Origin of the sequence: Grimontia sp. SpTr1, from assembly GCF_947387585.1 — a bacterium.
In the GTDB taxonomy this organism is placed as follows: Bacteria; Pseudomonadota; Gammaproteobacteria; order Enterobacterales; family Vibrionaceae; genus Enterovibrio; species Enterovibrio indicus.
In genome coordinates this window covers 18,199-34,980 of sequence record NZ_CANDOD010000025.1, presented here as the reverse complement: position 1 = coordinate 34,980, position 16,782 = coordinate 18,199, and the positions used below count along the sequence as shown (strand labels likewise).

Annotated in this window: 16 protein-coding genes; 10 read left to right on the top strand and 6 right to left on the bottom strand. The window is 48.9% G+C overall.

Annotation, left to right across the window (positions count from 1 at the left end; genetic code table 11):
- The first annotated feature begins 25 nt into the window (after window positions 1-25).
- The 7 genes from QL223_RS23795 to QL223_RS23765 all read left to right on the top strand — a co-directional run bounded on the left by QL223_RS23795 (window position 26) and on the right by QL223_RS23765 (window position 6,967).
- Complete coding sequence (locus QL223_RS23795) at window positions 26-1,012, top strand: ABC transporter ATP-binding protein (protein ID WP_281546156.1); 987 nt, start codon at window positions 26-28, stop codon at window positions 1,010-1,012.
- A complete protein-coding gene (locus tag QL223_RS23790) occupies window positions 1,009-1,965 on the top strand; it encodes an ABC transporter permease (RefSeq protein WP_002540726.1) in 957 nt (318 codons plus the stop codon). Before QL223_RS23795 ends, QL223_RS23790 begins: the two co-directional genes overlap by 4 nt.
- A complete protein-coding gene (locus QL223_RS23785; protein WP_002540725.1) occupies window positions 1,955-2,770 on the top strand; it encodes an ABC transporter permease in 816 nt (271 codons plus the stop codon). The genes QL223_RS23790 and QL223_RS23785 overlap by 11 nt, the downstream gene beginning before the upstream one ends.
- Window positions 2,771-2,779: 9 nt before the next feature.
- Entirely contained in the window at window positions 2,780-4,204 is a 1,425-nt protein-coding gene (locus QL223_RS23780; protein WP_002540724.1) for a gamma-aminobutyraldehyde dehydrogenase, read from the top strand.
- A gap of 252 nt (window positions 4,205-4,456) precedes the next feature.
- Entirely contained in the window at window positions 4,457-5,449 is a 993-nt protein-coding gene (locus QL223_RS23775) for an ABC transporter substrate-binding protein (RefSeq protein WP_039850307.1), read from the top strand.
- 28 nt (window positions 5,450-5,477) lie between these two features.
- Window positions 5,478-6,221, top strand: a complete 744-nt coding sequence (locus QL223_RS23770; protein WP_281546155.1) for an ABC transporter permease subunit — start codon at window positions 5,478-5,480, stop codon at window positions 6,219-6,221.
- Complete coding sequence (locus tag QL223_RS23765) at window positions 6,218-6,967, top strand: ATP-binding cassette domain-containing protein (RefSeq protein ID WP_281546154.1); 750 nt, start codon at window positions 6,218-6,220, stop codon at window positions 6,965-6,967. Before QL223_RS23770 ends, QL223_RS23765 begins: the two co-directional genes overlap by 4 nt.
- Window positions 6,968-7,019: 52 nt before the next feature.
- Here QL223_RS23765 and QL223_RS23760 read toward each other — a convergent pair whose 3' ends face one another.
- Complete coding sequence (locus QL223_RS23760) at window positions 7,020-8,540, bottom strand: hypothetical protein (protein WP_002540720.1); 1,521 nt, start codon at window positions 8,538-8,540, stop codon at window positions 7,020-7,022.
- Between the two features lie 48 nt (window positions 8,541-8,588).
- Entirely contained in the window at window positions 8,589-9,017 is a 429-nt protein-coding gene (locus tag QL223_RS23755) for an ethanolamine utilization protein (RefSeq protein WP_231590873.1), read from the bottom strand.
- Between the two features lie 203 nt (window positions 9,018-9,220).
- On the opposite strand from QL223_RS23755, the gene QL223_RS23750 reads away from it, so the two are divergent.
- Window positions 9,221-10,594: a PAS domain S-box protein gene (locus QL223_RS23750; RefSeq protein WP_281546153.1), complete on the top strand. Its 1,374-nt coding sequence runs from the start codon at window positions 9,221-9,223 to the stop codon at window positions 10,592-10,594.
- Between the two features lie 81 nt (window positions 10,595-10,675).
- Complete coding sequence (locus tag QL223_RS23745) at window positions 10,676-11,071, top strand: DUF2750 domain-containing protein (protein ID WP_002540717.1); 396 nt, start codon at window positions 10,676-10,678, stop codon at window positions 11,069-11,071.
- A 78-nt stretch (window positions 11,072-11,149) separates the two neighbouring features.
- On the opposite strand, the gene QL223_RS23740 is transcribed toward QL223_RS23745, so the two are convergent.
- The 4 genes from QL223_RS23740 to rlmC all read right to left on the bottom strand — a co-directional run bounded on the left by QL223_RS23740 (window position 11,150) and on the right by rlmC (window position 15,627).
- Window positions 11,150-12,316 (bottom strand): questin oxidase family protein, encoded by a 1,167-nt coding sequence (locus QL223_RS23740; RefSeq protein ID WP_002540716.1) that lies wholly within the window; start codon window positions 12,314-12,316, stop codon window positions 11,150-11,152.
- Window positions 12,317-12,348: 32 nt separating this feature from the next.
- Window positions 12,349-13,326, bottom strand: a complete 978-nt coding sequence (locus QL223_RS23735) for a glutathione S-transferase family protein (RefSeq protein WP_002540715.1) — start codon at window positions 13,324-13,326, stop codon at window positions 12,349-12,351.
- A gap of 2 nt (window positions 13,327-13,328) precedes the next feature.
- Window positions 13,329-14,327, bottom strand: a complete 999-nt coding sequence (locus tag QL223_RS23730; RefSeq protein WP_002540714.1) for a glutathione S-transferase family protein — start codon at window positions 14,325-14,327, stop codon at window positions 13,329-13,331.
- A gap of 163 nt (window positions 14,328-14,490) precedes the next feature.
- Complete coding sequence (rlmC, locus tag QL223_RS23725) at window positions 14,491-15,627, bottom strand: 23S rRNA (uracil(747)-C(5))-methyltransferase RlmC (protein ID WP_039850305.1); 1,137 nt, start codon at window positions 15,625-15,627, stop codon at window positions 14,491-14,493.
- A 217-nt stretch (window positions 15,628-15,844) separates the two neighbouring features.
- On the opposite strand from rlmC, the gene murQ reads away from it, so the two are divergent.
- Window positions 15,845-16,744 carry an N-acetylmuramic acid 6-phosphate etherase gene (gene murQ / locus QL223_RS23720; RefSeq protein WP_002540713.1) on the top strand — a complete coding sequence of 300 codons (900 nt, stop codon included), beginning with the start codon at window positions 15,845-15,847 and terminating at the stop codon, window positions 16,742-16,744.
- Window positions 16,745-16,782 lie beyond the last annotated feature (38 nt).

The window sequence follows — 16,782 nt, the reverse complement described above, 5'->3', positions numbered from 1 at the left end:
ATTCCCCGGACACAAGGAGGTAACGATGTCCGATGCTGTGAGTTTCCAATCGGTTTCACGTTGCTACGGCGATGTTAAGGCTGTTGATGATCTAACCCTGTCTATCGAAGAAGGTGAATTCTTTGCCTTACTTGGTCCTTCAGGCTCAGGGAAAACCACCAGTCTTCGCCTTATTGCAGGTTTTGAACAGCCCTCCTTTGGAGATATCAGGCTATTCGGTGAAAGTGTGTCGGGCATTCCGCCCTACCAACGACAGATAAATACTGTGTTTCAGGACTATGCGCTCTTCCCTCATCTCAACGTTCTCGACAACGTGGCATATGGGTTGATGATCGCAGGCGTTGGAAAAAGCGAACGCTACCGGGAAGCTGAAAGTGTGCTGGAGATGGTTAAGCTTCATGGTTTTTCAGACAGACGCCCGGCTGCACTTTCCGGTGGGCAACGTCAGCGCGTCGCCCTGGCTCGTGCACTGGTCAACAAGCCCCGTGTACTGCTTCTTGATGAACCTCTCGGTGCGCTTGATCTCAAGCTCAGGGAGCAAATGCAGGAAGAGTTGAAATCGCTGCAACGTCAATTGGGCATTACCTTCGTGCTTGTTACCCATGACCAAAGTGAAGCACTTTCCATGGCTGACAGGATTGCGGTTTTCTCAGAAGGGCGTGCCATGCAGGTAGACTCACCGGAAGGCATCTATCGTCATCCCGCGTCAAGGTTTGTCGCCGACTTCGTGGGTTCATCCAATGTTTTGCCACCGCAATTTGTCGAGCGTCTTAACGGAGAATCACGATGGGCAAGCCTGCGGCCAGAAGCCGTTAACCTCGTGAATGAAGGAGGCCTACGCGCCACGGTCACAGGAAGAAGCTTCTTAGGGGTGATGACAAAGATAAGCCTGAATGTTGAAGGTTACGCCCTCTCGTTGCTCGCGCCGTCTTCGTCCGTGCTGCCAGAAGAAGGTATGCAGGTTCGCGTGAACTGGCAGCCCACCGACCTGCATTTGATGGAGGCCAAATGAATCATCAAGCCTCTACTGTCACAACACCCAGTGCAGCTTCAAAAGGATTATTGGTCAGCTTCTCGGATTTACTTTGGAGAAAGCCAAGCGTTTTGCTCGCGATTCTTCTTGGCCCCCCCGTACTTTGGCTGGGCGTCGTCTATCTGGGCAGTTTGTTTGCACTTCTCATCCAAAGTTTCTTTTCCATCGATGAGTTCACCGGACTGATTCAGTACGAATTTACACTGAAAACCTACGGCGAACTTTTCAGCGCCGCCAACCTCGACATTATTGTCCGTACCGTATCTATGGCGGCATTCGTGACAGTTGGCGCTGCGATCATTGCTTTTCCCGTTGCTTACTTTGCTGCCCGCTACGCACATGGGAAATGGAAGGCCCTGTTCTATCTCGGGGTGATGCTCCCACTTTGGTCGAGCTATTTGGTCAAGGTGTATGCATGGAAACTCATCCTCGCCAAAGAAGGCATTCTTAACTGGCTGCTTACCCAACTGCACCTAGATGCGTTGCTTAACGCCTACCTTTCAATACCCATCATTGGTGGTAACTCGCTGTCTGTGAGTTATACAGGAACCTTTTTGGTATTCCTTTATGTCTGGTTACCCTTCATGATCTTGCCGCTGCAAGCTTCGCTTGAACGCGTACCGTCGAGCATGCTGGAAGCCAGCTCAGATCTGGGCGCAAAGCCACTTCAGACGTTCCGCCATGTGCTGCTCCCTTTGGCGCTCCCAGGTATGGTCGCGGGCTCGATCTTTACGTTTTCACTGACACTGGGGGATTACATCATCCCTCAGATCATCGGTTCATCCCGCCTGTTTATCGGGCAAGCCGTTTACTCTCACCAAGGCACTGCTGGGAATATTCCTCTTGCTGCAGCCTTCTCGGTGGTCCCAATCGTGATCATGGGTTTCTATCTAATGGGCGCGAAGCGCATGGGGGCTTTCAATGCACTCTAATTCTTCCCCCAAAGCACCTTGGTTGTTGAAAGTCGCCGCTTTCGGTGGGCTGGCCTTTTTGCACCTGCCTATTCTGTTGATATTTGTCTACGCGTTTACGACTGAAGAAAAGAGCTACCAGTGGCCGCCACCAGGTTTCACGCTGCGCTGGTTTGAGGTGACCTGGAACCGCCCTGATGTTTGGGAGGCGCTAACCCTTTCGCTGAAGGTCGCCAGCTTGGCAACCATCATCGCCATGGTGTTGGGAACACTCTGTGCGGCAGCAGTTTCGCGATCTCGCTTCTTTGGGCGCGAAACCATTTCCCTGTTGGTGATTTTGCCTATCGCACTGCCAGGCATTATTACGGGGATTGCCCTTCGCTCAGCGTTCAATCTGGCTGACATTCCGTTTTCCTATTGGACGATCGTATTGGGCCACGCCACCTTTTGTATTGTTGTGGTTTACAACAACGCGGTAGCGCGTTTTCGCCGGACCTCAGGCGCATTAATTGAAGCTTCTATGGATTTGGGTGCAAACAGCTTCCAGACCTTCAGATACGTGATTTTGCCCAATATCGCCACCGCATTATTGGCAGGTGGCATGTTGGCATTCGCCCTTTCATTTGACGAAGTTATCGTCACCACATTTACTGCAGGACAACAAGCCACATTGCCCATCTGGATGTTGGAAGAGCTTGTGCGACCAAGGCAAAGACCCGTCACCAACGTTGTTGCTATGGTCGTCGTTCTGGTGACATTTCTACCAATTCTTATCGCCTATTACGTGACGCGTGAAGGCAGCCACATTGGCGGACAAGGAAAGTGAGGAGGATTCATGGACACAAACATGTTGATTGGTAAAAGCATAGAAGCTGGCCAGGATGCGAAAGAAACCATACTGAACCCAAGAAATGGGGAAACCATCATTGAGCTGCCGGAAGCCTCCAGAGATCAAATTGACCGCGCGGTCTTTTGGGCCCGAAAAGCCTTTACGCACTGGTCGCGCACAACGCCTGCGGAGCGATCGGCATGCTTGCTGAAAATTGCCGACCGCATCGAAGCCTCTGCTGAAGAGTTTGCGCGACTTGAATCGCTCAATTGCGGGAAACCTTATGGTGCGGTTCTCAATGATGAAATCCCTGCTATCGTTGACTGCTTCCGCTACTTTGCAGGCGCAGTAAGGTGCACAACCACCACGGCGGCCGGAGAGTATCTGGAAGGGTTCACCTCGATGTTACGCCGTGATCCTGTCGGTGTTGTCGCCTCAATTGCACCGTGGAATTACCCACTGATGATGGCCGCTTGGAAGCTCGCACCCGCCATTGGTGGTGGTAATACTGTTGTGTTCAAACCTTCAGAACAAACACCACTCACCGCCCTGCATCTTGTTAATATTCTCGCCAGCGAGCTACCTGAAGGTGTCGTCAATGTGGTGCTTGGCCGCGGTGAAACTGTTGGGAATGCACTTATCAATCACCCTGACGTTGATATGATTTCAATCACCGGTGATATTGCGACCGGCAAGAAAGTGATGGAAGCAGCGAGTAAGTCTGTAAAACGGACACATTTAGAACTGGGCGGCAAAGCGCCTGTTATTGTATTTGACGATGCGGACATTGATCTCGTGGTTGCCGGACTCAAAGACTTTGGTTACTACAACGCAGGACAGGACTGCACGGCCGCCTGCCGTATTTATGTCGGTGACAGTGTTTACGAGAAATTAGTAGCGGATCTCAGCGCTGCCGTCAGTACCATCCAGTACAACAATGATGATGACGAGACAAACGATATTGGTCCGCTTATCTCACATCGCCAGCGAGAGCGCGTCGCCAGCTTTGTAGAGCGCGCTTCCAACCAAAAACACATTGAAGTTGTGACAGGTGGGAAAACTCTACCGGGGAATGGCTTTTACTATGAACCCACTGTCATCGCCGGGGCGCTGCAAAGTGATGAAATCGTCCGCAAGGAAGTCTTTGGACCTGTGGTCTCGGTGACACGTTTTTCAGATGTTGAAGATGCGGTAGCCTGGGCGAATGACTCAGATTACGGCTTGGCTTCTTCTATCTGGACTCGTGATGTCAGTAAAGCCATGGCAACGGCAGCAAGGCTTCAATATGGCTGCACCTGGATAAACACCCATTTTATGTTGACCAATGAAATGCCCCATGGCGGCATGAAACGCTCGGGTTATGGCAAAGATATGTCGATGTATGCATTGGATGATTACACCGCCATACGGCATGTGATGATTGCACATTAAGTTAACCCTTTTTGCGAAACCCATTGATAACCTCCTCCCCTCGGATCCTATTCGGTCAATGGTCTTTTTTCTTGGGGTATGTTGACCTTTGGAGCGAGGCACAAGTGCCTCGCTCACAGTGAACAAAAACAACATGCCTACAACTGTTCCAACACAGCAATTGTGTTTTTTCGTCACAAAGTAGCATTGTGCATAAACACTTAACTGCTTAGTTTTAAATCTGTTGCCACCGGAATCAAGAGGTTAACCGTCATGGTTAGAATGTTCTCCGCTGCGTTAATACGTAGTCTGTTCTCCGCCACCGTCCTGATAGCAACATCTTTCTCAGCGCTCGCGAACGAATTCCCAGTGGTTAAAGTCGGGGTTCTAAAGTTCGGTACCATTAACTGGGAAATGGACGTTATTAAACGCCACAAACTGGACGAGAAAGCTGGCTTTGTTTTAGATATTACGCCGCTGGCTTCGAAAAACGCGTCTTCCGTGGCCTTACAAGGTGACGCCGTCGATGTCATATTCTCCGACTGGGTTTGGGTCAGTAGACAACGAGCGGCAGGCAAAACCTATACGCTTTCTCCGACATCTGCCACCGCAGGTGGCGTGTATGCCGCTTCGAATTTAACCCTTTCTTCTCCCTGTGATATCAGCGGAGAAACACTCGGGATAGCGGGTGGTTCTGTCGACAAAACCTGGCTTCTTTACCAAGCCTATTGCGAAGCCAAAGAAGACAAAGCCATCAGCGAACTGACTGAACAACAGTTTGTCGCGCCCCCGCTGTTAAACAAACTTCTGATGCAAAACAAAGTCCCAGTCGGTATCAACTTCTGGCATTACGGCGCAAGGCTCAAAGCGGCTGGATTCCAGCCCGTTATTAGCCTTGATGAAATCGTTGAAGGCTTAGGGATCAACACTCAAGTGCCTATGCTTGGCTGGGTGTTCGATGAAAAGTGGGCGAATGCGAACCCATCTCTTGTTTCAGCGTTTTTGAAAACATCCGCAGAAGCGAGAGCATTGCTACGCGCTTCGGATCAAGAATGGGATGTTATACGACCGCTCACTAAAGCGGAGAATGACGACGTTTTCAATGCGTTGAAAGCTGCTTATCGCAGAGGGTTCTCAGGGACTTTCGGCGACGAGCAGCTGAGAGCGGCAGCTCAGATCTTCGATATTCTCGCTAAAGAGGGTGGGCCAAAACTCGTGGGTGAATCAACCTCACTGAGTGACGGCACCTTTTGGCTACAACCATAGCCAAATATCAAAGAGGATTTGCTGACGAGTGCGCTTACCAGGCTACCAACGCTATCTCCTTCCGATTCTACTGCTGGTGTTCTGGCAGTGGTCAGCGGCGCTGGTTAACAGCGCCGAATACCCAACGCCTGTTCAGGTCTACAACGCGTTTGTTTTTGAGCTACTCAATGAGCAGATGCTTTCTCATCTTGGCATCACGCTTTGGCGCGTATTTCTGAGTTTCATTATTTCCATGGTGCTCGGGGTGATATTTGGCATCATGATGGGTCGCTTTCCAAGGCTCAATGAGCTATCAGATCCCTTATTGATTCTTGCCCTCAATATCCCTGCTCTTGTGACAATCTTGCTTTGCTACCTGAGCATTGGTCTGGTGGAAACCGCGGCCGTTACTGCCGTAGCGCTGAACAAGATCCCCACCGTTGTTGCGATGATCCGCGAAGGGGCGCGGGTGATTGATAATGATTTGATGGATGTTGCCAAGGTCTTCCGCCTTCCCCCAACTAAGCGCTTTCTTAACGTCTTCCTACCCCAGCTTTATCCATACATCATGGCTTCCGCACGTACCGGACTTTCACTGATCTGGAAAATCGTGCTAGTTGTAGAGCTGTTAGGTCGCAGCAATGGTGTTGGATTCAAGCTTCACACCATGTTCCAGTTTTTCGATATTGCCGGGATTCTTGCCTATACCTTTGCGTTTGTAACCGTGATATTCCTGCTCGAAGCATTGATTTTCCGCCCGCTCGACAAAGTCGTCTCAAGGGGGCGGGCATGATATCCATTACGCTCAATATCGAAGAAAAAAACTATGGTTCTGAAACGCCAGTGCTGGGCTCACTGCGTGGTCAAATAAAACCTGGGAAAATCACCGCGATTGTTGGCCCTTCAGGTTGTGGTAAATCCACCTTACTCAACATGATTGCAGGGTTGGAAAGCTCACAGAAAGGAGAGATCGGCTTTTCTAATGTATCCGAAGAAAAACCGAGGGTGGGTTACATTTTCCAATCGCCGAGGTTGATGCCTTGGCTCACTGCCAAGGAAAACCTTGAACTGATAGCTGGGAAGAACAATCCCGCCATTCAGGAAACTCTCAGTGCCATGGGTATTCTTGATAAGTTGGATAGCTATCCTGCTCAGCTTTCAGGTGGCATGCAGCGTCGAGTCAGTATTGCCAGAGCATTCGTTTATCACCCAGAACTACTGCTGCTAGACGAGCCTTTTACCTCGCTTGACGCCCCGACAGCCGATCAACTTAGGCTACAACTTATTGCGCTGTGGCAGCGCCAACAATCGACTATGGTGTTTGTCACCCACGACCTTCGTGAAGCGATTTCGCTGGCAGATGAAATCTGGTTTTTGAGCAGACCTCCGACGACAGTCATTCATAGAATGGAAATCGACCAGCCCAGTGAACGCTGGCTTGGCCGAGACGACGGCAGAAAACGCATTGATGATATTGTTGCAAACATGTTCTCAATGCATCCCCACATACTTACAGGAGTGCTGGACGCTGGGGCATAAAAAAGCGGGCATCAACTGCATACCCGCTCATACCTTCGCAAAATGGTGTTGCTCATTTTTTGGCGAGTACTGGCCGACAAGTACTCTGTTCACTGGGGATCATTCCCAGCATCACATTTCCCGCAGGGGGCTCATTGTAGCCAACTGGCTCTGAGACGGCCGGATAGGTGAGTTCTAACTTCTCTGGCACATGCTGACTGTCAGGGTTTTTAATGCCTTTCGAGGTGTGATAGTCGTCCGTAAATACACCGTATTCACCGGGCTGCATCTTATAGGTCACGGTTTCTGTCCCAAATCCTGCATTGGCCAGATATTTGTTCGGGTCGTTCCATGAACGCCCATCAAGATTGGTGTAAAACTTGATGTCGAGAAGCACAGCATCACAGAGCGGCGTCACTTCCTCATATTGCGTGGGCCAACCCGCACCACCAGCCGTATCAGGGTAACGTCCCCAATCTCCACCTTTAAGGGGACATGCCCCACCCCCACCAAATACAGCCCGGTTAGGATGGTGAACACCATAGATTGGCAAACCAATGGCTTCTCCTTCACTCCCGCCAAGCAAGTTAAACCTTGGCGCCATGGTCACTTCAGTTTTTAGCTTGCCTGCATCAGTTAAAGACGCGTAATACGCACCATCAGGCCTGACGTACTGGTGATCTGCGTTATTGAGGTTATCGTAAACGGCCGTCAAAAAAAGGTAAGGCTTGTTGAAGAAAGTACGCTCAACCAGGTAGTACTCCACATGAGTTTTAGAGGTATCAATCGCTTTCCACTCAACAAAAGACGTATCTTTTCCTTCCTGCCCAACATTCACCCAGGACTTAGCATCGGGAAAATGATCGAGCCTGAGCACGTTGAGGTAGTTTTCCTTTACATCAAGCCCCGCTCTTTTACCGAGAGGTCCTATTTGGTTAGCTGCTTCCTGACTAAAGGCAAAATCCATTGCTTTCTTGGCATAGGGGAAGTCGTTACCAGACATGGTGCAATACCAGTTTGATAGGTCGATTGGCTCATGGTTGGCGTATTTGCCCTTGAAGATGGGGTGAGTAATGGGAACATCGATGTAATTGAGATTACCGCTTTCGCTCAGTTTTTCATCAGGATATTTGTACCCAGACCAGCTTTCATCCTCCAAATAATAGCCGTATTCATTGCCTATTTTCTTAACGGCTTCTTCCGCATATAAATCACCTCCGGGCTGAATCCCCTCGGCGTTGCGCCGCCGGTACAGCCTGACGTTCCCATTTTCCTGTACACGCCAAAGACCATGTTTGCCCTCACCAATCATGGTAAATACCTGTTCGGCAATATTCACAAACCGATAGGTCGAATTGGTGTTCATGTATCCCATGTATACGGGAAGATGGGGGATCTGAGAATGTGTTCGGTTTGGACGCCCTATGCCAAGTAAAACTTTGACGTCATTATCCGCCTTAATATTTTGATCACTGGTGTAAAAAAACGGGTCGTTATGGGTCAGATCTGTTAAGTTCTCAACTGCCAGTGCTGCGGCTCCGTAAGAAAGGTATGCGACGGCAGCAAAGGTTGATTTTGCTAGGGATAACTTCATGTCCTTCTCTCCCTAAAGTCCTATTTCTAGTGATAGTTACCATCGTCTCTAGAACAACTTCCTTTGTCCGCAGGCATAAGCCAGTCCTGAATCATCCGTCGAGAAAGTGATTGTTGAGCCTTTCGGGAAGAACAATACGTCACCGACTTCTCCTTTAACCTTCTGGTTACCATCAGAAAAATAAATGTGTCCATCCAGAATCACTTTGCTGTCGTCATAGTCGTAGGTGTAAACAAGAGGGTTACCCTTTTCAATTTTGAAGATACCGCAGGCAATAGGCGCGTTGGGATCAGCGGAGCCAACAATATCTTCAAAATAGGCGTTCACGCCGGGCTCATTCATTGACGCTATTTGCATTGAGGGCACATCTTTGAATATTTGAAGGCTCTTGCTATCAGACGGGACTTTTACTCCATGAGCTTGAACATTTGCAGCGACAGCAGTCAGACATAACGTCATGATTACTCTTGTTTTCATAATATTCTCCAGTATTAAACATGCACTTTAATATGCTTTTTATCTCATAATTTACTGCCATTTAAACCGTACAATAACCTATATAATCAAAAAAATTACTCGTCAAGTAATAAATTACTCAATAAGAAATTACCCTTTAATTTCCGATACTTCATGCTAGTATTTCATTCTCCTAATCTTCTAAATGCCGCTTGAGGACGAATATGAAAAAAGACAACTTCGGCGAGCGTTTAAAATCCTTGCTTAAACAACAAAATAAAACTCAGGCTGAAGTTGCAGCGGCTATCGGAACCTCTATTCCTTCAGTGAACCGTTGGACCAAGGGCGGACAAATTGAATATGGCAATCTAAGAAGCCTTGCTGACCATCTGAAAGTCAATTGGATATGGTTGCGATATGGTGATGAAGCCGTAGAAAGCGTCCAGCAAATCTCGCACAACGAATCCAATGCCAAAGACATGCGTAGAGAGTATCTGAACCAGATCATGGAAAGTGAAGCGCGCATGAGGCAAGCCCATGAAATGGCAGATATTATTACTTGGGAATGGAATGTTCTGACAGGTTCAGTCGAGTGCTCTTCCAATGCTGCTGATTTTTTTGGTGTCGAGGATAAAAACCTTCCCAATTGTATGCTCCCTTATGCTGACATGGCCCTTGAAGAGCTCTTACATGTGTTTGGTGCAGATGAACCACACTCCTGGGATTTCTCTTCAGTCACATCAAAAGGCATACTTAAATGGTTCAATTCAAAAGCAAAGCTATACTTCGATGCTTCAAACAGGCCGACAAAAGTCATTGGTATATGCTCTGAAATCACGGAAAGGAAAGAGGTAGAAAAAGCACTTGAGAAGAAAGAACTATTGCTGAGACGTATTCTGGAATCTATCCCGGTAGGGTTTTGGGGAACAGATGAAAAAGGCGTCATTAATCTCATCAACCCAGAAGCCGAACGCATTTGGGGAGGCTCCACCTTTGCCAAACTAGAGCACTACCAGACGACACAAAGTTGGAGTACCGAAGACGGCCATTTACTCAAAGCTTCTGAACGTCCACTTTCAATGGCAATTGAGAATAAGCAGGCCATAGACCCTAAAGTCATCACCATTAAATCTCTCGATGGCAACTTCAAAAAAATCATTTCTTATGCCGCACCCATTTATAACAGCGATAACGATTTTCTCGGCGCATTCGAAATAAATCAGGATGTCACGAAGATAGATATCGAGGAGCGAAAACATCTAGAAGACGACATCTACACCCGTTTATTTTTGAGTGAAAATAAATATGGCATCTTGTTAATTAAGAATAAAAAAATCATTAGAGCCAATCAGTTTGCAATAGTACATTCTGAAGAGAAGCTTTCCAATATCAGGCACCTTAACACCCTTTTTTCTGAAGAAACGACCAGCGAAATTATGGCTTGCATCTCCAGTAACGAAACGCCGAAATTTAATATTACCGGTTCGGAAAAGTCGGGGGAAAAGCAGTTCTCTATCTATTTGTCATCCTTACACCATGAAGCGGACCGATACACAACTGTTGTGTTCTTTGAAACGGGCTTAGTCGCCCGCGAATAAAGACCAGTTATGGTATGATCGCTTTTACACTCACATCTTGCGATAATGCCACTCTTAACTTATTGCCCGGTGGAAATCAAAATGGCAAAGACGCTGACTCAGGAACGCATTGCTGAAATCCTGAAATTCGACGTAGACCAACGTTACAAATATCTAGTGAAGGAAGTGGTGGAAAACCGCGAAATCTGGATCCTGACCGATGAGCATGGTTGTGTGATGCTCAACACCGAAGACGAAGATTGTGTGCCAGTATGGCCGAATGAAGAATTCGCACAAGAATGGGCAACCGGCGAGTGGGAACATTGTAAACCAGAGCCAATCGGCTTGAACAAATGGCACAGCCGCTGGACTAACGGTCTTCTGGACGATGAGCTTTCTATCGTGGCTTTCCCAAATACCGATCTGGAAGGTGTAGTACTGTTCCCAGATGAGTTTGATTTCGACCTGACCAACCAGGCGAAAAAGCAAAAGCGTTAATTAAATACCAACATTAAAAAGAGCGGGCAATGCCCGCTCTTTTAGTTAAACCTCTATTTTTGCAGATCTGCAAATTTATCAGCTCAACTTCACTGGCTTCACATGGGTGTGATCCGCCAACACATTGATGGCTGAAGCTTTAAACAAAGGATTTTCATCCAGTTCTTCAAACAGCCATTTGCAGCTGAATACCATTTTGATGGCATGCACTTCCGGCACTTTACGGATTCCACTGGCAATGTCTGCCCAGTCGATGGCATTCACGTATGCCAGCGCATCTTCATCCAACGTCGGCAGGGTTTTAGGATAACCTTTCTCGATGTAAAGACCTGTTAACCATATCCAGTAACGTTGCCATAATTCAGCCAACAAAGGACGATAACCATTCCCCTCTGCCAGCACACGCTTAGTGATGTCTGCCAAAGCCTGAAAACTCGTGACGGCATGAAGCGTGGTCAACGCAGGTTCATACAGGTACAAACCAATCGCCCGGTCACCAATTTCACGCATCTTCAGCTCGATGTTTTCTTCCGTAATAAAGAACTCATCTGCTACCGAAATATCATGAAGTACGGTGTCTGAGCAGAGCATTTCGCAGATTTGCAAGCTACCACCGAAACGGGTGATTTCAGGTTTGGCAGCATGCACTTTCAGCCATTGATCTTCTGCAGTAATAGACTGTGCAGACATATCAATGCGTGGGGGCAACATGCGCTTGTACATATCTTCAAAGCGGATCGCCCAGTACGCTAAGGCATCGGCAATCAGCCCTTTGTCGCCATGCATAATGGCAAAGCTCAGGCGGATCACCGGGTGAAACAGACCCATCGGCAGCGCGTATTGCAGCTTTTCAAGTACGCCCATCAGATACGCCGTTTGGTCATTCGCTGCTTCCTGCCCTTCGAAGAAAAGACGTTGGAAGTCTGCAAGGTATTCCGCTTTTCCCAGGTATTCCGTCCAATTCTCTTCGGTCACGACACCGGTATCGCGCAGGTGAAGGTCTTCTTCAATACGTGCACGGTAACGTGGCCAGCTGCTGCGGAATGCTTTGATTTCATTATCAGTCGCGCCTAATCCCTGCAGCGACATAATCGTCATTGGGTAATGGTTCGACATACCACCTTTGGTGACGCCACCAAGGTTCGGGTGGAATGCGCTGTCGCGCTGCATTTCGTCATTGACCAACGCAGACATTTCTGTTGCCGCGTTGAAGCGTCTTTCTTTGTTTTTGATTGAGAACAACATAATGGATCCTCCTTGCGTTGATTGCTGTTGGTTTAATCAAGAAAGCTCACGCATGGCGCAACGGGCACGATACCGTGCGGATTTCTAAGTGGGCTTTTCGAGTTATAGCCTCGGCGATAAATATCCAAATCTATGGTGTCTTTTACGCCAGGCTGCTGTACCAGTGTTTTCAAATACGCTGAGATATTCGGGTAATCCCGCAGCGCTTTTAAATTGCACTTGAAGGCGGTGAAGTAACCCACATCAAACCGCACTAATGTCGGTAGCAATCGCCAGTCTGCTTCGGTGATGGCATCACCCAGCAAGAACGCTTGTTTGCCAAGGCGCGCTTCAATCTCTTCAAGTGATGCAAACAACGCAGTGACTGCCTCGTCATACGCATCCTGCGTTCTGGCAAATCCGGATTTGTACACGCCATTGTTGACCGTGTTGAAAATCCAGTCGTTGGTTTCATCAATCTCTTTAGCCAACGCTTCCGGATAGAAGTCCTGCGTATCACCGGTAATCTCGTTAAACGCACTGTTAAACATGCGGATAATTTCCGACGATTCATTGCTCACAATGGTTTGGGTCTTTTTATCCCAAAGCACAGGCACCGTGACTCTGCCGGTAAAATCGGGATTCGACTTCACATAGAGCTGGTGCATGGCTTCAAGCCCGAGCAGATTGTCGGTAAAGCGTTCCTCGGTGTTATCGAACACCCATCCTTGCTCCGTGCGAAGTGGTGCCACCAGAGACAAACCCACCACGTTTTCCAGTCCTTTGACTTTTCGATAAATCAGAGTGCGATGCGCCCAAGGGCAGTTCAGTGCTGCAAACAGGTGATAACGACCTGCTTCGGCTTTAAAACCAGCTTCACCACTTGGCCCTGCTTCTCCCGTTGCGGTGACCCAATTACGGAACTTGGCGACGCCGCGAACGAAACGCCCGTTTGCTTCTGAATACTGTTTCTCTTCCCACTCACGCAGTTGGTCATCGGTGAGCCAACGGCCTTCAATTAACTTGCCCATCTCTAACCTCCATACTGCGCAGCGCCGACGTTTTCACGTCCGTGCGGTGCATCGAAATCCAACGCCGGGCCAATCGGCACAATGCGGGTTGGGTTGACCGTTTCATGGCTGGCGTAATAGTGCGCCTTGATATGATCGATATTTACTGTCTCTGCGACACCCCCGAACTGGTAGAGCTCACGAAGGTAGCCTGACAGGTTTGGGTATTCACTGATCCGGCGACGGCTGCACTTGAAGTGTCCGACATAAACAGCATCGAATCGGATAAGTGTGGTGAACAAACGCCAGTCTGCTTCAGTAAGCTGCCCGCCCACGAGGTAGCGATTGGTCGCCAGATGCGCTTCCAGTTTGTCCAGCGCACTGAATACGTCTTCCACTGCTTCATCGTAAGCCTCCTGCGTGGTCGCAAACCCAGCGCGATACACACCGTTATTAATGTTCGGGTAGACAAAATCGTTCATTTCATCGATGGCTTCCCGCAATGCTTCTGGGTAGTAATCACCCGGAAGCGCGCCAACTTCATCAAACGCACTGTTGAGCATACGAATGATTTCTGAAGACTCATTGCTCACAATGGTTCCTGTCTTCTTATCCCAAAGCACTGGCACCGTGACACGGCCGGTGTAATCCGGTAGCGCGCTCGTATACACCTGATGCAAATAGGTCGCGCCATTAATCGTGTCCTCGACCACATCATCGCCCGGCAGAAAGGTCCATCCGTCATCGCCCATGAAGCCATTGACCACCGCAATGGAAATCATCGCTTCCAGCCCTTTCAGCTTTCTAAAAATCAGGGTGCGATGCGCCCATGGGCACGCCAATGAAACATAAAGGTGATAACGACCCGGCTCTGCTTTAAATCCGCCTTCGCCTGTTGGCCCCGCCGAACCCTCTTTCGTGATCCAGTTTCGAAAGCTCGGCGCTTTTCGGGTAAAGCGTCCGTTTGTTTTGCTGGTGTCATACCAATCGGTGCGCCAAACACCGTCTACCAATAAGCCCATTGCCGTGCCTCCAAGCTGTGTAATTTGCTGATGGGCTAACAATAGGTGTTATTGCACTGAGGAAGAACAGAAGATAAATGAAATGATTGTTCTCTAAACGAGAACAAAAAGGCGTATTCAGCCCACCGAAGCAGGCTGAAACAAGAAAGATAGGGAACGAGGGTTAGCGCTTTTCCAGAAGCACCATGACTTCGGCATGTTCTGTGTGTGGGAACATATCAAACCATTGCAGACGTTTGACGGTGTAGTTCTGCCAACCATCAACATCGGCTTTCAGTGTTTCTGGATTACAGCTGGAATAGATAATGTGGTTGGGTGCCAACTCACCAAGTTGTGCCACCAACTCTTTACCCAAGCCACGGCGGGGTGGATTGACCAGCACCAGATCAGGTGCACTGTCTTGCAGCAGCGAGAATTTCGCCGAATCAAGCGCATCAAAGCTGAGGTTGGTAATTCCCATTTCTGCCGCAGAACGCTTCGCGCTCGCAATGGCTTCCAGCTCGATTTCAATACCGGTTACAGACTCGGTCACCGACGCGCAATGCAAAGCAAAACCACCAACGCCGCAAAACAAATCCCACATGTGTTTTGGCTTAAGTTCTCTTACCCACTCACGCGCTGTCGCATAGAGTTTGGCGGCGACTTCAGGATTGGTCTGGAAAAAGCTTTTCGGACGCACTACCAGCGGTACGTCGTTGAATTGCTCGATAAGGTGTTCATCTTCTGTTAGGAAGATTTCCTCATCGCCTTCAAGGCGCGCCATGTGCACGGGCTGCAGGTTTACAGACACGACACGGATTTTCGGAAACGCCTCACGAAGCCTCGCTAAGTTCGCTTCCACGCGCGGCATAGCATCGCGGCTGCGCATCACAAATCGCAGCATGAACTCGCCGGAATGTGCAGCGCGAGTCAGCAGAATGTATTTCAGCTCGCCTTTCTTTTTTGTTTTGTTATAAGGCGGAATACCGGAGGTGCGAATCCAATCCTGTAGGTAATCCAGTAGTGCGGTCATGTCTTCGGTGTAGAGTGGGCAATGGGTCAGGCTGACCAGTTCAGGGTTATCTCCCAACTTTACGTCTGCACCCAACACAGGTTGATGCGCTGCACCCAGCACCACCATCTTGGCTTTGTTGCGGCAGCCCGTTTCTTTGCTCAATACCGGCGATAACCACTGCTCTGGCAAGCGGTTCTCAAACAGGGATTTCAGCGCGTTGTCTTTGTCAGCGACTTGCTGGGTGTAAGGGACGCCCCTCAATTCGCATGAACGGCACTTGTGCTGATCGAAGAATTTGCAATGCATAACGCTCTACCGCAGAAAAAGAAGGGAGAGTCTAAGCATCCTGACGAAAATGACCATTCACGTTATTACTCGTTAAAATCGAATATATTGATGGTAGAAACCAGACGCATTGAAGCCCGGTTCAAGCATGGGAAAAATGCCTTTTTTCTTGAGTTTATCCCTGCGCTTCAGGAATACTGGTCGCACAAAAATCCGCTGATAAATGAGCACACTACTGATGAAAATAGATCTAACCCGACTGATCACAGAAAGCCGTAACACTGCAAGCGCAGAAATCGACAAACTTTCCACGCTGGAAATGCTCGAAGTGATCAATCAGGAAGATCAGAAGGTGGCGCTCGCAGTGAAAGATCAACTCCCACAAATCGCCAAGACGGTAGACGCCATCACTAAAGCCTTTGCGGAGGGTGGCCGACTGATTTATATGGGTGCAGGCACATCAGGTCGTTTGGGTATTTTAGACGCCAGCGAGTGTCCACCAACCTACGGCACCAAGCCTGAACTTGTGGTGGGGTTAATTGCTGGCGGTCATCAAGCCATTTTAAAAGCGGTTGAGAATGCCGAGGACAATGTCGAACTCGGCAAGCAGGATCTGGTGGATTTGAGCCTGACCGCTAAAGACGTGGTGGTGGGGATTGCCGCCAGCGGCCGCACACCTTATGTACTGGGTGGGATGCACTACGCCAAATCTGTCGGCGCAACCGTAGCCGCAATTGTTTGTAACCCTGTCTGCGCAATGGCAGATGAGGCAGACATCGCCATCATTCCTGTGGTGGGGCCTGAGATTGTGACGGGTTCTTCAAGAATGAAAGCAGGAACAGCGCAAAAGCTGGTGCTGAACATGCTGACAACAGGCGCGATGATCCGAAGCGGCAAAGTGTACGGCAACCTGATGGTGGATGTTGAAGCCACCAACGCAAAATTAGTTCAGCGTCAGGTCAACATCGTCGTAGAAGCCACTGGTGTCGGTGCTGATGAGGCTGAAGTAGCACTTCAAGCTTGCGGGCGTCATTGTAAAACTGCGATCTTAATGATTCTGGCTGGCATTGATGCCAAAGAAGCAACAGCACGGCTCGAGAAGCACAACGGCTTTATTCGTCAAGCGCTTAAGACATAAGCCAGATAACCGTCAACAGCATTTTTATGCTGCTCTAT